At 61.0% G+C, this 14,710-nt stretch carries 10 protein-coding genes; 8 read left to right on the forward strand and 2 right to left on the reverse strand.

What is annotated here, in order from left to right; genetic code table 11:
• Positions 1-9: 9 nt before the first annotated feature.
• A complete protein-coding gene (locus BMY73_RS20785) occupies positions 10-1,632 on the reverse strand; it encodes a methyl-accepting chemotaxis protein (protein WP_092409397.1) in 1,623 nt (540 codons plus the stop codon).
• 705 nt (positions 1,633-2,337) lie between these two features.
• Entirely contained in the window at positions 2,338-3,087 is a 750-nt protein-coding gene (locus tag BMY73_RS20790) for a tellurite resistance TerB family protein (protein ID WP_092409399.1), read from the reverse strand.
• A 176-nt stretch (positions 3,088-3,263) separates the two neighbouring features.
• Here BMY73_RS20790 and BMY73_RS20795 point away from each other — a divergent pair, with 176 nt between their 5' ends.
• The 8 genes from BMY73_RS20795 (at position 3,264) to BMY73_RS20830 (ending at position 14,248) form a co-directional block, all read left to right on the forward strand.
• Entirely contained in the window at positions 3,264-4,178 is a 915-nt protein-coding gene (locus BMY73_RS20795) for a LysR family transcriptional regulator (RefSeq protein WP_092409401.1), read from the forward strand.
• 235 nt (positions 4,179-4,413) lie between these two features.
• Complete coding sequence (locus BMY73_RS20800) at positions 4,414-5,892, forward strand: gamma-aminobutyraldehyde dehydrogenase (RefSeq protein WP_092409403.1); 1,479 nt, start codon at positions 4,414-4,416, stop codon at positions 5,890-5,892.
• Positions 5,893-6,015: 123 nt separating this feature from the next.
• Positions 6,016-7,167, forward strand: a complete 1,152-nt coding sequence (ydcS, locus tag BMY73_RS20805) for a putative ABC transporter substrate-binding protein YdcS (RefSeq protein WP_092409405.1) — start codon at positions 6,016-6,018, stop codon at positions 7,165-7,167.
• Between the two features lie 225 nt (positions 7,168-7,392).
• On the forward strand, positions 7,393-8,430 hold the full coding sequence (locus tag BMY73_RS20810; protein WP_092409407.1) for an ABC transporter ATP-binding protein: 1,038 nt from the start codon (positions 7,393-7,395) through the stop codon (positions 8,428-8,430).
• A 31-nt stretch (positions 8,431-8,461) separates the two neighbouring features.
• A complete protein-coding gene (locus BMY73_RS20815; RefSeq protein ID WP_092409445.1) occupies positions 8,462-9,382 on the forward strand; it encodes an ABC transporter permease in 921 nt (306 codons plus the stop codon).
• Complete coding sequence (locus BMY73_RS20820; RefSeq protein ID WP_092409409.1) at positions 9,372-10,202, forward strand: ABC transporter permease; 831 nt, start codon at positions 9,372-9,374, stop codon at positions 10,200-10,202. The genes BMY73_RS20815 and BMY73_RS20820 overlap by 11 nt, the downstream gene beginning before the upstream one ends.
• A gap of 208 nt (positions 10,203-10,410) precedes the next feature.
• Complete coding sequence (locus BMY73_RS20825; protein ID WP_092409411.1) at positions 10,411-11,835, forward strand: gamma-aminobutyraldehyde dehydrogenase; 1,425 nt, start codon at positions 10,411-10,413, stop codon at positions 11,833-11,835.
• Between the two features lie 400 nt (positions 11,836-12,235).
• Entirely contained in the window at positions 12,236-14,248 is a 2,013-nt protein-coding gene (locus BMY73_RS20830; RefSeq protein ID WP_092409413.1) for a hybrid sensor histidine kinase/response regulator, read from the forward strand.
• Positions 14,249-14,710 lie beyond the last annotated feature (462 nt).

Consider the following 14,710-nt stretch of genomic DNA (forward strand, 5'->3'; position numbering starts at 1 on the left):
GGTCCCGGCTCAGACCTTGAAGCGCGAAACGCCGCTGCGCAGTCCCACGGCCACCTGACTCAACTCGTCAATGGCGAAACTGGCCTGGCGCAGGGACTCCACGGTCTGACTACTGGCATCGCCCAGTTGCACCAGCGCCTGATTGATCTGCTCGGCGCCGGTCGCTTGCGCCTGCATGCCTTCGTTGACCATCAACACCCGGGGCGCCAGCGCCTGCACCTGATGGATGATCTGGGAAAGCTGCTCGCCGACCTGCGTCACTTCGAACATGCCCCGGCGCACTTCCTCGGAGAACTTGTCCATGCCCATGACGCCCGCCGACACCGCCGACTGGATCTCACGCACCATTTGCTCGATGTCGTAGGTCGCTACGGCGGTCTGGTCGGCGAGACGACGGACTTCGGTCGCGACCACGGCAAAACCACGGCCATATTCCCCAGCTTTCTCAGCCTCGATAGCCGCGTTGAGGGACAGCAGGTTAGTCTGGTCGGCGACCTTGACGATGGTCACCACCACCTGATTGATGTTGCCGGCTTTCTCGTTGAGGATCGCCAGTTTGGAATTCACCAGATCGGCCGCGCCCATCACCGAATGCATGGTGTCTTCCATGCGCGCCAGCCCTTGCTGCCCGGAACCGGCAAGGATCGAGGCCTGGTCCGCCGCGGAAGTCACTTCTGTCATGGTCCGCACCAGGTCACGGGACGTGGCGGCGATCTCCCGCGACGTCGCACCGATCTCGGTGGTGGTCGCTGCGGTTTCCGTGGCGGTCGCCTGTTGCTGCTTGGAGGTTGCCGCAATTTCGGTCACCGAAGTCGTGACCTGTACCGATGAGCGTTGCGCCTGGGAGACCAGCGCAGCGAGCTCGGTGATCATGTCGTTGAAGCCCGTCTGGACGGAGCCGAACTCGTCGTTGCGGTCCAGGTTCAGACGGCTGCTCAGGTCCCCGGTGCGCATGGTCTCGAGAATGCTCACGATGCGGTTCATCGGCGCCATGATCGAGCGCATCAGCAACAGACCAGAGCCAGCCGCCACAATTACAGCGACGAGCAGCGAAATACCCAGCGTGATCTTGGCACTGGAAACAGCCGCCTGAATGTTATCTGACGAGCGATCAGCGTTGCCCTTGTTCTTGGTGCCCAACGCATTGAGGACCTTGCGACCTTCAAACCACAATGGCGTCAACTGCTCGGCAAAGATGCGTTGCGCCAGCGAAAAGTTGTCGCCCTGATAAGCCGCGAGAATACCATTGAGTACCAAGCCGTAACGCTCGCGCACCTGCAGAAACTGGGCGAAGTCATTACGATCGCTTTCTTCGAAAATGCCTTTTTGATAGTTGACAATCTGGGCCTGCAACCGGTCTTCGAACTCTTTGTACTGGTCTTCTTCGGCACTGCTCAGACTGCGTCCCGCGCCCTCGGCGAGCAATTGCTGGGTGCGCAGGTAACTTTCCACCCATGCGCCACGCACGGTGCTGCTGTAATAGACGCCAGGCAACGCATCCAGACGAACTTCATCGCCGCTGTTTTCAATGACCAACAGCCGATTGAACGACACGACGACCATCAACAGCATGATGGTGATGATTACAGCGAAGCTCGCCAAAATACGTTGACGCAACGTCCAGTTCTTCACAGTCAGCCCTCAAGAGTTCAACACCGGCAAAACCGGGTTCAAGAAGCGGACCGCAGACGGCCCCAAGCGAGCGGAGTATAGCCTAGTGACTTACCAATTAACCGGGCTGTTTCCGACATAGATAACGCGATAACGCACAGATATCTCAGAAATATCTGACACGTTATCGGCTTATGGAAGGTTTGCTTGATGGCGGATTACCGGGCTGACTGGATCACCCCGAACTTGTGGGATACGCCGGAGGTTACGACGGCAGCGAAGGCGGCGGGTCAGTCTCCATCGAGGTCGCCGGTAAGACCGCATTCGCCACTGTCGTACCTCCAGCAGCTCCCACAGGTTTTGCGGTACCCACGGCTTCCGCAGCGGGCATGGAATTCTCGGCGTACGCGGTCTCTGTAGGAGACGCCGGAGGTTACGACGGCAGCGAAGGCGGCGGGTCAGTCTCCTTCGAGGTCGGCTGTAAGACCGCATTCGCCACGGTCGTACCTCCAGCAGCTCCCACAGGTTTTGTGGTGGCCACGGCTTCTGCAGCGGGCATGGAATTCTCGGCGTACGCGGTCTCTGTAGGAGACGTCGGAGGTTACGACGGCAGCGAAGGCGGCGGGTCAGGCTCCATTGAGGTCGGCTGTAAGACCACCACGGTCGTAACCTCCAGCAGCTTTTACAGGTTTTGTGGTGGCCACAGCTTCTGCGGTTGCCCTGGTTTTACTGCTGAGATTGGCGCACCTGGTTTTCCAGCTCTTGCTTGAGCCCCGGCTCGATCTTCAATTGTTTGGCCAGCTCATCCAGGTAGGCGCGCTCCATGAAGTGTTCTTCGTCGACCATCATCACGCTCGCCAGGTACATCTCGGCAGCGATTTCCGGGGTGCGGGCGGATCGGGCGACATCGGCCGGGTCCAGCGGTTTGTTCAGCTCGACGTGCAGCCATTGCTGCAGGTCCTTGTCGCCCGTCAGGCGGGTGAATTCGCCTTCGATCAACTGCCGTTCATTGGTGTCGACGTGACCATCAGCCTTGGCCGCCGCCACCAGCGCTCGAAGGATGGCCTCGCTGTGTTGCTCGACCTGTGCAGGAGGGACCCGATCAACGGTCTGTGGCTCGGTCTGTTGGGAGGTGCCCTGATAAGCCTGCCAGTTGCCGTAGGCCTTGTAAGCCAGTACGCCCAATGCGGCCAGTCCGCCGTAGGTCAGCGCCTTGCCGCCGATCTTGCGCGCGCTTTTATTCCCCAACAGCAACCCCATCGCCCCGGCCGCCAATGCGCCGCCCCCTGCTCCGGAGAGCAGCCCGCCGAGGTTGCCGCCACCCACTTTGCCGAGCAGATCGCTGAGGCCGCCCTGGCCGCCCTTGCCCTGTCCGCCGCTGCCGTGTGAGCCGGATTGCGCCGGCGCGCCTGAAGAGTTTTTCAGAAGGTCCTGACCGGATTTCAACAGTTGATCGAGCAAACCACGGGTGTTCATAAGAAAGCTCCTGAAAACGGAAGAAACGTTTCGACACGCAGGTTACGGCGAAGTGGGCAAGTCGGACTTTCAGGTGTACTTCTGAATGTTGCCGCGAAAAATCGGGCCGCTGGTTACCCCTCAGAAAAAACGATATACAGTCGCTTGATTCTAAAAACACGAGCGAGCCTGCTGTCATGATGACGCTACGCCAGATTCGACACTTCATCGCGGTGGCGGAAACCGGGTCGATCTCGGCGGCCGCACAGGCGGTATTCATTTCTCAATCAACCCTGACCCTGGCCATTCAACAACTGGAAGAGGAGATTGGGGTCTGCCTGTTCAGCCGCCACGCCAAGGGCATGACGCTGACCCATCAGGGGCACCAGTTCCTGCGTCAGGCTCACCTGATTCTCGCCACCGTTGAAAACGCCAAACGCAGCTTGCAACAAGGCGCCGACCAGGTTGCTGGACAGTTGATCGTCGGCGTAACGAGCCTGGTCGCCGGTTACTACCTCGCAGACTTGCTGACCCGTTTTCAGCGCGCGTATCCGAATGTGGACATCCGCGTGATGGAAGACGAACGGCCCTACATCGAACACCTGCTGGTCAGCGGTGAGATCGATGTCGGCGTGTTGATCCTTTCGAACCTGGAAGACCGGCACGCGCTGCAAACCGAGGTCCTGACGCACTCACCCCACCGCCTGTGGCTACCGGCCCAACATCCGTTGCTGGAGCAGGACAGTATCAGCCTGGCCGATGTTGCGCGTGAGCCGCTGATTCAACTCAACGTCGACGAAATGGGCACCAATGCCCAGCGTGTATGGTCGCGCGCCGGGCTGCAGCCCAAGGTCACATTGCGCACCGCGTCCACCGAGGCGGTCCGCAGCCTGGTGGCAGCCGGTCTGGGCGTGTCGATCCAGCCAGACATGACCTATCGTCCGTGGTCACTGGAAGGCGACATCATCGAGGCGCGCCCGATTGCAGACCTGACCCAGACGCTGGACGTCGGGCTGGCATGGCGACGTGGCACGGCGCGCCCTTCGTTGGTCGATCCGTTCCTCAGCGTAGCCCGCGAACAACCCCATCCGGGACGCCGGCCATCTATTTAATCGAACGCTGCGTTCAGTATTTAGAATTTGTCGGGCGCAGGAAGCCGCACTAGGCTCTGATGCTTGGGAACTGAGTTGTTTCGGAATGTGAAAACGACCTCGCTTTAGCCGGCGCGGGGAAAACGCTTGCCCGCGAACATGTCGGCACAGACGGCAAAGGTCCATCGCGTGCTGAATCGTTCGCGAAATTTTTCAAACCGATCAGCAAAAAACTCGACACAAGGAAGCTCGAACAATGGCTGGCGCAGCAACCTCATACGCCGCATCCCCTCAACTGTTCACCTCGTTGCTGATCGACGGTGAGCTGGTCGCAGGCCAAGGGTTGGTCGAACCGATCCTGAACCCCGCCACCGGCGAGGTATTGACCCACATCGCCGAAGCCAGCACCGAGCAGGTGGAAACCGCCATTCTGGCCGCCCACCGGGCCTTCACCGGCTGGTCGCGCACCACGCCGCAACAACGCTCCACTCTTTTGCTGAGCATTGCCGATGCCATCGAAAAGAACGCCGACCATCTGGCGCAACTGGAATCGCTGAACTGCGGCAAGCCCCTGCACCTCGCGCGTCAGGATGACCTGACCGCCACTGTCGACGTGTTCCGTTTCTTCGCTGGCGCCGTTCGTTGCCAGACCGGTCAGTTGTCCGGCGAATACGTGCCGGGCTACACCAGCATGGTCCGTCGTGACCCGATTGGCGTCGTTGCATCGATTGCGCCGTGGAACTACCCGATCATGATGGCCGCCTGGAAAATCGCTCCGGCGCTGGCGGCGGGCAATACGCTGGTGTTCAAACCCTCGGAACACACGCCGCTGTCCGTCCTGGCACTGGCACCGGTTTTCGCCCACCTGCTGCCCGCCGGCGTGATCAACATTATCTGTGGTGGCGGCGAAGGCGTCGGCAGTCACCTGGTCAGCCACCCGAAAGTGCGCATGGTCTCGCTGACCGGGGATATCGTCACCGGCCAGAAAATCCTTCAGGCCGCGGCAAAAACCCTTAAACGAACCCACCTCGAACTGGGCGGCAAGGCGCCGGTGATCGTCTGCAACGACGCCGACATCGCTGCGGTCGTCGAAGGCGTGCGCACCTACGGCTATTACAACGCGGGCCAGGACTGCACGGCCGCCTGCCGCGTCTACGCGCAGGCCGGCATTCACGACACGCTGGTCGCCGAGCTCGGCGCGGCGGTCAGCAGCCTGCGCTTCGCCGGCAAGCGCGATGCCGACAACGAGATCGGCCCGCTGATCAGTGTGCGACAGCGCGACCGGGTGGCCAGCTTCGTCGAGCGTGCGCTGAGCCAGCCTCATATCGAACGCGTCACCGGGGCTGCGGTGCACTCGGGCCCCGGCTTCTTTTATCAGCCAACGTTGCTCGCCGGGTGCAAACAAGGCGATGAGATTGTCCAGCGTGAAGTGTTCGGTCCCGTCGTGACGGTGACCCGCTTCGACGAGTTATCCCAGGCCGTGGATTGGGCCAACGACTCCGAATACGGACTGGCGTCCTCTATCTGGACGCAGAACCTGGACAAGGCCATGCAAGTGGCTGCGCGTTTGCAGTACGGCTGCACCTGGATCAACAGCCATTTCATGCTGGTCAGCGAGATGCCCCATGGCGGCCTGAAACGTTCAGGCTACGGGAAAGACCTGTCCAGCGATTCACTTCAGGACTACAGCGTCGTCAGACACATCATGGCGCGCCACGGCAGCGATCTGGCGTGAACAGGAGACGCAACATCGGCTTCAACTAACATCGCTACGCTAATAAGAGCTTGAAACAAGCACGCTGCACCGAGTCACCGTTCAAAACTGCCCCGACCATAATTTGAAAAAAGAGGGAACCCCATGTCAGTGCAAAAGACCGCGCTCCTGAGCGCTGTAATCACCGCGTTGTTCGCCAGCGGCACTTTGCAGGCGGCTGAAACGCTCAAGGCTGTCGGCGACGGCGAAGGCCAGCTGGATATCGTGGCGTGGCCGGGCTACATCGAACGGGGCGAAAGCGACAAGGCCTATGACTGGGTCACCGGCTTCGAACAGGAGACCGGGTGCAAGGTCAACGTCAAGACGGCGGCGACCTCTGACGAGATGGTCAGCCTGATGACCAAGGGCGGTTATGACCTGGTGACGGCATCGGGGGATGCGTCGCTGCGTCTGGTGGCCGGCAGGCGTGTGCAGCCGATCAACACCGACCTGATCCCGAACTGGAAAACCCTCGACCCTCGCCTGAAAGACGGCCCGTGGTACACCGTCAACAAGCAGACCTATGGCACGCCCTATCAGTGGGGCCCGAACGTGCTGATGTACAACACCAACGTGTTCAAGACGCCGCCCGTGAGCTGGAGCGTGGTGTTCGAGGCGCAGGACCTGCCGGACGGCAAACCGAACAAGGGTCGCGTGCAGGCGTATGACGGCCCGATCTACATTGCCGACGCGGCGCTGTACCTGAAAACCGCCAAGCCGGAACTGAAAATCGAAGACCCTTACCAGCTGACCGAAACCCAGTACAAGGCCGTACTCGACCTGTTGCGCGCCCAGCACCCGTTGGTGCACCGCTACTGGCATGACGCGACCGTGCAGATGAGCGACGTGAAGAACGAAGGCGTGGTGGCCTCCAGCTCCTGGGGGTACATGGTCAACGGCCTGATCGCCGACAAGCAACCGGTGGCCTCGACCATCCCTCAGGAAGGCGCGACCGGTTGGGCCGACACCACCATGCTGCACGCTGACGCCAAGCACCCGAACTGCGCCTACAAGTGGATGAACTGGTCGTTGCAACCGAAAGTCCAGGGCGACGTAGCCGCCTGGTTCGGCTCGCTGCCAGTGGTGCCGCAAGCGTGCAAAGCCAGCGAGCTGCTGGGCGCCGAAGGCTGCGCCACCAACGGTTTCGACCTGTTCGACAAGATCGCCTTCTGGAAAACCCCGCAAGCCGAGGGCGGCAAGTACGTGCCTTACAGCCGCTGGACCCAGGACTACATCGCGATCATGGGCGGGCGATAAAGCCACACAGGTGTTGGACGACTCCGTTCTCCGACACCCCGCAAAAAACCTGTAGGAGCGCGCTTGCCCGCGAATGCGATCTGTCTGTGACATTGAGGGTGCCTGACACACCGCCATCGCGGGCAAGCGCGCTCCTACAGGAGACGGCGCTCTTACAGGTATCTGCATGTTGATGCACCCGGCGAGCCCGCTGCAACGGCGTTCGCTTTCACTTGAGGTTTCACCATGACCCTTGCAGTCCAGTTCACCCACGTTTCCCGTCAGTTCGGCGAAGTGAAAGCCGTTGACCGGGTCTCCATCGACATCAAGGACGGCGAGTTCTTTTCCATGCTCGGGCCGTCGGGCTCGGGCAAAACCACCTGCCTGCGCCTGATCGCAGGCTTCGAACAACCCAGCGCCGGTTCGATCCGCATCCATGGCGAAGAGGCCGCCGGCCTGCCGCCCTACCAGCGCGACGTCAACACCGTGTTTCAGGATTACGCGCTGTTCCCGCACATGAACGTGCGCGACAACGTGACCTATGGCTTGAAGGTCAAGGGCGTCGGTAAAAGCGAGCGACTGGCGCGGGCCGAAGAAGCCTTGAGCATGGTTGCCCTGGGCGGCTACGGCGACCGCAAGCCCGTGCAACTGTCGGGCGGTCAGCGCCAGCGTGTGGCCCTGGCGCGTGCGCTGGTCAATCGCCCTCGTGTGCTGTTGCTCGATGAGCCCCTCGGTGCCCTCGATCTCAAATTGCGCGAGCAAATGCAGAGCGAACTGAAAAAGCTGCAACGCCAGCTGGGCATTACCTTCATTTTCGTCACCCATGACCAGACCGAAGCGCTGTCGATGTCGGACCGTGTTGCGGTCTTCAACAAAGGCCGTATCGAGCAAGTCGACACCCCGCGCAACCTGTACATGAAACCGGCGACCACCTTCGTCGCCGAATTCGTCGGCACCTCCAACGTGCTGCGCGGCGAACTGGCGCAGCACCTTTGCGGCACCCCGAACGCGTTTTCCATTCGCCCGGAACACATTCGCTTCGCGGAGGGCCCGGTGGCGAGTCATGAGATCGAAGTCAGCGGCCTGCTGCATGACATTCAATATCAGGGCAGCGCCACCCGTTACGAGCTGAAACTGGACAATGGCCAGACCCTCAGTGTCAGCCAGGCCAATACCCAATGGCTAGACACCAGCGCACAACACCAGACCGGTCAGCGGATCTCTGCACGCTGGGCGCGCGAGGCCATGATCCCGCTGGCTGACACCGTTGCAGAGGCCCATTGAGATGAGCCAGACACTCGCCCATTCGGCGTCGATGCCAGGGCAATCGCCGCTGCGGCGCTTTTCCAATCTGCTGTACCGACGGCCGAACCTGTACCTGTCGCTGCTGTTGATCCCGCCGCTGTTGTGGTTCGGCGCGATCTACCTTGGCTCGCTGCTGACGTTGTTATGGCAAGGGTTCTACACCTTCGACGACTACAGCATGACGGTCACGCCGGACCTGACCCTGGCCAACTTCGGCGCGCTGTTCAGTCCGGCCAACTTCGACGTCATCCAGCGCACACTGAGCATGGCAATCGTCGTGTCCATCGCCAGCGCCCTCGTCGCCTTTCCCATCGCCTATTACATGGCGCGCTACACCACGGGCAAAACCAAGGCGTTTTTCTACATCGCGGTGATGATGCCGATGTGGGCCAGTTACATCGTCAAGGCCTATGCCTGGACGCTGCTGCTGGCCAAAGGCGGCGTCGCGCAGTGGTTCGTTCAGCACCTGGGGCTAGAACCCGTGTTGCAGGCAATCCTGGGGATTCCCGGGGTCGGCGGCAGCACCTTGTCGACCTCGCACCTGGGGCGCTTCCTGGTGTTCGTCTACATCTGGCTGCCGTTCATGATCCTGCCGATCCAGGCCTCGCTGGAGCGTCTGCCACCGTCGCTGCTGCAAGCCTCGGCCGACCTGGGCGCCAAGCCTCGGCAGACGTTCATGCACGTCATCCTGCCGCTGTCGGTGCCGGGCATCGCAGCCGGTTCGATCTTCACCTTCTCGCTGACGCTGGGCGATTTCATCGTGCCGCAACTGATCGGTCCGCCCGGCTACTTCATCGGCAGCATGGTCTACGCGCAGCAAGGCGCCATCGGCAACATGCCCATGGCAGCGGCCTTCACGCTGGTGCCAATCGTGCTGATCGCCGTCTACCTGTCCATCGTCAAACGACTGGGGGCTTTCGATGCGCTCTAAACCTTTCGTGAAGCAGGGCGACCAGGCGTCCTGGGGTCTGAAGATTGCGGCATGGGCCGGGCTGGTATTCCTGCACTTCCCGATCCTGATCATCTTCCTGTACGCGTTCAACACCGAAGACGCGGCGTTCAGCTTCCCGCCGCAAGGCTTCACCCTGAAGTGGTTCAGCGTGGCCTTCTCTCGGCCTGATGTGCTGGAATCGATCAAGCTGTCGCTGCAGATCGCCTGCGTCGCCACACTCATTGCACTGGTGCTCGGGACACTGGCTTCGGCGGCGCTTTACCGGCGGGACTTCTTCGGCAAAGACGGCATCTCCCTGATGCTGATCCTGCCAATCGCCCTGCCCGGTATCATCACCGGCCTGGCACTGCTGTCGGCGTTCAAGACGCTGGGCATCGAGCCGGGGATGTTCACGATCATCGTCGGTCACGCAACCTTCTGTGTGGTGATCGTCTACAACAACGTCATCGCCCGTCTGCGCCGCACGTCTCACAGCCTCATCGAAGCCTCGATGGACCTGGGGGCCGACGGTTGGCAGACCTTTCGCTACATCATCATGCCCAACCTGGGCTCGGCGTTGCTGGCCGGCGGCATGCTCGCGTTCGCGCTGTCGTTCGACGAAATCATCGTCACCACTTTCACCGCAGGCCACGAACGCACGCTGCCGATCTGGCTGCTCAACCAGCTCAGCCGCCCTCGGGACGTGCCGGTGACCAACGTCGTCGCCATGCTGGTGATGATCGTAACCATGCTGCCGATTCTCGGCGCGTATTACCTGACCCGTGGCGGTGAGAGCGTCGCCGGGAGTGGCGGGAAGTAATGAATACAGAATCAACACACGCCACTGATCCCCTGTGGGAGCGAGCTTGCTCGCGAAGAGGACCGTACATCCACAGCAGATGTGGGGGCTGGAAGTCAGTCTTCGTGAGCAAGCTCACTCCCACAGGGTGGTGTTCCACCGGATAAGCATCGCAGGCCAATGTGCCGCGACGAAACATTCAGTAGCGCCAAGAAGAGGACAACAACACATGCAAACCAAACTGCTGATCAATGGCCATCTGGTCGCCGGTGACGGTCCCGCTCAACCGGTATTCAACCCTGCCTTGGGCCGGGTGCTGGTGGAGATCAACGAAGCCAGCGAAGCGCAGGTCGACACGGCGGTGCGCGCTGCCGATGCGGCGTTTGAAAGCTGGTCGCAGACCGCGCCGAAAGACCGCTCGCTGCTGCTGTTGAAACTCGCCGACGCGATCGATGAACACGCCGAGGAACTGGCGAAGCTGGAATCGGACAACTGCGGCAAGCCCTACCACGCTGCCTTGAACGACGAGCTTCCAGCGATCGCCGATGTGTTCCGCTTCTTTGCAGGCGCCAGCCGCTGCATGAGTGGCTCGGCCGCCGGCGAATACCTGCCCGGTCACACGTCGATGATCCGTCGCGATCCGGTGGGCGTGATCGCGTCCATTGCCCCGTGGAACTACCCGCTGATGATGGTGGCCTGGAAAATCGCGCCAGCGCTGGCCGCTGGCAACACGGTTGTGCTCAAACCTTCGGAGCAAACGCCGCTGACAGCGCTGCGCCTGGTGGAGCTGGCCAACGATATTTTCCCGGCAGGCGTACTGAACCTGGTATTCGGTCGCGGCCAGACCGTCGGCAATCCGCTGGTGACTCATCCGAAGGTGCGCATGGTCTCGCTGACCGGCTCGATCGCCACCGGTTCACACATCATTTCCAGCACCGCCGACAGCGTCAAACGCATGCACATGGAATTGGGCGGCAAGGCGCCAGTCATCATTTTTGACGATGCCGACATCGACGCGGCGGTGGAAGGCATTCGCACGTTCGGCTTCTACAACGCCGGACAAGACTGCACCGCCGCATGCCGCATCTACGCGCAAAAAGGCATCTACGAGCAGTTCGTGCAAAAGCTCGGCGAAGCGGTCAGCAGCATCAAGGTCGGCCTGCAGGACGATCCGCGAACCGAACTGGGGCCGCTGATCACCGCGCAGCATCGCGACCGGGTGACCGGTTTCGTGGAGCGTGCCGTGGCGCAGTCGCACATCCGCCTGATCACAGGAGGCAAGGCCATCGAAGGCAACGGGTTCTTCTTCCAGCCGACGGTCATTGCCGACGCGCAGCAGGACGATGAAATCGTGCGCCGAGAAGTGTTCGGACCCGTGGTGTCGGTGACGCCCTTCGACGATGAAACGCAGGTGCTGGGTTGGGCCAACGATTCGGATTACGGCCTGGCGTCGTCCGTCTGGACACAAGACGTCGGTCGTGCCCATCGCCTGTCGGCCCGCTTGCAATATGGCTGCACCTGGGTCAACACGCACTTCATGCTGGTCAGCGAAATGCCGCACGGCGGGCAGAAGTTGTCCGGCTACGGCAAAGACATGTCCATGTACGGGCTGGAGGATTACACCACCGTGCGGCATGTGATGTTCAAACACTGACGCAGCACCACTGTGCTGATCGTGCAGGTCTGAGCGTTTCCACGGCGAGCTTGTTCTTGACCGCACACTGCTGCTGAAAGTTGAAACAGGTTGCTCACCGGCGCTCAGGCAGGTTCCGTCTCGCCTCAAAAAAAATGATTAGAATTTGATATCACTGCGCAACCCCGATCTGTAGACATGGTCAATAGATCAGACGCAGCCTTGGAGCAATCAAGGTTTTTTGCTATTCGTATGAGTACCAGACAACCCCTTGAGCGCTCCATTCACCCTTCAATCGGATTTGAAGGGTGAGGATTTTTCCAGTCCGGCTCCGTACACTGATTCCCCTTGACTGGAGCTTGCCTCGTTGACCAGATACCCGCGCTTCCCCGCAGGCGACAGTGAGGCGGGTCGTGCTCTGATGGAAATCGACTGGAGCACAACGGCACTGGGGCCAATGGAACACTGGCCCGCTGCGTTGAAGATTCATTTGAACCTGATCCTTAATTCCCCAGAGTCGATGTACCTGCTGTGGGGTGCCGATCTGTTGTTTTTTCACAATGACGCCTATGCCCCCATTCTCGGGCCACGTCGCGGCCAGGCCATGGGCGCGCGCGTCGAGGCGCTGTGGTCGGATGTCTGGAGTCAGGTTCAGCCTTACGCAGAGAACGCCCTGCGCGGCATTCCCTATGAATGCGAAGACTTGCCGCTGACCATGGCCCGCTACGGGGAAATCGAACACACCTGGTGGTCATTTACCTTCTCGCCCATGATCGACGAAAACAACGAGGTGGTCGGGCTGTTCTGTGTCACCAACGAAACCACCCGTCGCGTGCTCGACCAACGTGCGTTGCAGGCCAGCGAGCAAAGCCGTCTGGACCTGATTGCCGACCTGGAGCGCAAGGTCATCGAGCGCACGCACGAGCGCGGGCTCACCTGGCAAGTCAGCCCCGACCTGCTGTCGGTGATGGCGTCGGATTGGCATTTCGAAACCACCAACCCTGCCTGGCAACTGACCCTTGGCTGGTCTGACGACGAACTGCGCGGTTTCACATTCACTGACCTTGTCCATCCTGACGACGTCGCGCGAAGTCAGGCGGCGCTGGACGCACTCTCGAGCAATCACCCCGTGCTCAATCTGGAAACCCGCTACCGGCATAAAGATGGCAGCTATCGCTGGCTGTCCTGGGTCGCGGTGCCGGAGAGCGGCAAGCTGTATTGCAGCGCCCGGGACATCACGAACGAAAAACAACAAGCCGAGGCGCTGCGCACAGCCGAAGAAGCCCTGCGCCAGTCGCAGAAAATGGACGCGGTGGGACAGCTCACCGGAGGACTGGCACACGACTTCAACAACCTGCTGATGGGGGTCAGCGGCAACATCGAGCTGCTGAAGAACCGCGTCGCCAAAGGCCGCACCGAGGGCCTGGAGCGGTACATCAACGCGGCGCTTGAAGGATCCCGGCGGGCGGCGGCGTTGACCCACCGTTTACTGGCATTTTCGCGTCGGCAAACCCTTGATCCGAAACTCACCGATGTCGACCAACTGGTTGACGGCATGGCCGAGTTGATTCGTCGGACGGTTGGCCCGTCCATTGCCATGGACGTGATCGCCACACGGGACGCGTGGCCGGCCCTGGTGGACCCTCACCAACTGGAAAACGCCCTGCTCAACCTGTGCCTCAATGCCCGCGACGCGATGCCGGATGGTGGTCAGATGTTGATCGAAACGAGCAATCAACATCTTGAAGAACCAGACGCTCGGGGACTTGAACTGTCGCCCGGTCACTATGTGGTGTTGTGCGTCAGTGACAACGGCACCGGCATGGGCGAGGAAGTCCTTAAGCGGGCGTTTGATCCTTTTTTCACCACTAAACCCATCGGCATGGGGACCGGTCTTGGCCTGTCGATGATTTACGGTTTTGCGCGGCAATCCGGTGGTGCCGTATGCATCCAGTCAACGCCCGGGCGAGGCACGCGGGTATGCATTTATGTCCCGGCCTGTCATGAGTCCGCCCCGATCGCCCTCGATCCTCCTGCCCACCGGGAATTTCCCGATCACACTGCCGGAGGTGAAACCGTGTTGGTGGTCGATGACGAACCTGCCGTACGGGCGCTCGTGGCCGAAGTCCTGACGGATCAGGGTTATCGCGTACTGGAGTCGGGAAGCGGAGCCATGGCGCTGGATATTCTGCGAACCCGGGAGACCATTGATTTGCTGGTTTCGGACGTCGGATTGCCCGGCGGCATGAACGGTCGCCAATTGGCCGACGCCGCGCGCTCACTGCGACCTGGCCTGAAAGTCCTGTTTGTCACCGGCTACGCGGAGAATGCCGCAGTGGGCAACGGCCAACTGGAGCCCGGCATGCATGTGCTGACCAAACCCTTTTCAATGCCCGCCCTGAGCGAACGGGTGAAGGAACTGCTGGAGCAATGAGAGGCGGTGTGTCATTCGGCTCGGTGTTTGCTGATCCACCGCATTCGCCAGCAAGCCGGCTCCCAAAGGTCTGCCGTCTGGACACAGGTTGGTGAGACAACCCGGATCCCTGTAGGAGCCGTCCGAGGTTACGAGGGCCGCGAACGCGGTAGGTCAGTCACTGTAGATGGTGCTGACCGGACGCATTCGCCAGCAAGCCGGCTCCCACAGGTCTGCCGTCTGGACACAGGTTTGTGAGACAACCCGGATCCCTGTAGGAGCCGTCCGAGGTTACGAGGGTCTGGGCCGCAATTCGGACGAAGGCGGCGGTTCAGTCACTGTTGATGGCGCTGACCCACCGCATTCGCCAGCAGGCCGGCTCCCGCAGGTCTGCCGTCTGGACACAGGTTTGTGAGACAACCCGGATCCCTGTAGGAGCCGTCCGAGGTTACGAGGGCCGCGAATGCCATGTGTCAGTCACTG

It is taken from the genome of Pseudomonas sp. NFACC02 (genome assembly GCF_900110765.1).
In the GTDB taxonomy this organism is placed as follows: Bacteria; Pseudomonadota; Gammaproteobacteria; order Pseudomonadales; family Pseudomonadaceae; genus Aquipseudomonas.

Coding starts and splice junctions, on each gene's coding strand:
- BMY73_RS20815 (WP_092409445.1), top strand. CDS start 8,462: ATGCCAGGGCAATCGCCGCTGCGGCGCTTTTCCAATCTGCTGTACCGA.
- BMY73_RS20800 (WP_092409403.1), top strand. CDS start 4,414: ATGGCTGGCGCAGCAACCTCATACGCCGCATCCCCTCAACTGTTCACC.
- BMY73_RS20795 (WP_092409401.1), top strand. CDS start 3,264: ATGATGACGCTACGCCAGATTCGACACTTCATCGCGGTGGCGGAAACC.
- BMY73_RS20820 (WP_092409409.1), top strand. CDS start 9,372: ATGCGCTCTAAACCTTTCGTGAAGCAGGGCGACCAGGCGTCCTGGGGT.
- ydcS (WP_092409405.1), top strand. CDS start 6,016: ATGTCAGTGCAAAAGACCGCGCTCCTGAGCGCTGTAATCACCGCGTTG.
- BMY73_RS20810 (WP_092409407.1), top strand. CDS start 7,393: ATGACCCTTGCAGTCCAGTTCACCCACGTTTCCCGTCAGTTCGGCGAA.
- BMY73_RS20830 (WP_092409413.1), top strand. CDS start 12,236: ATGGAAATCGACTGGAGCACAACGGCACTGGGGCCAATGGAACACTGG.
- BMY73_RS20790 (WP_092409399.1), bottom strand. CDS start 3,087: ATGAACACCCGTGGTTTGCTCGATCAACTGTTGAAATCCGGTCAGGAC.
- BMY73_RS20825 (WP_092409411.1), top strand. CDS start 10,411: ATGCAAACCAAACTGCTGATCAATGGCCATCTGGTCGCCGGTGACGGT.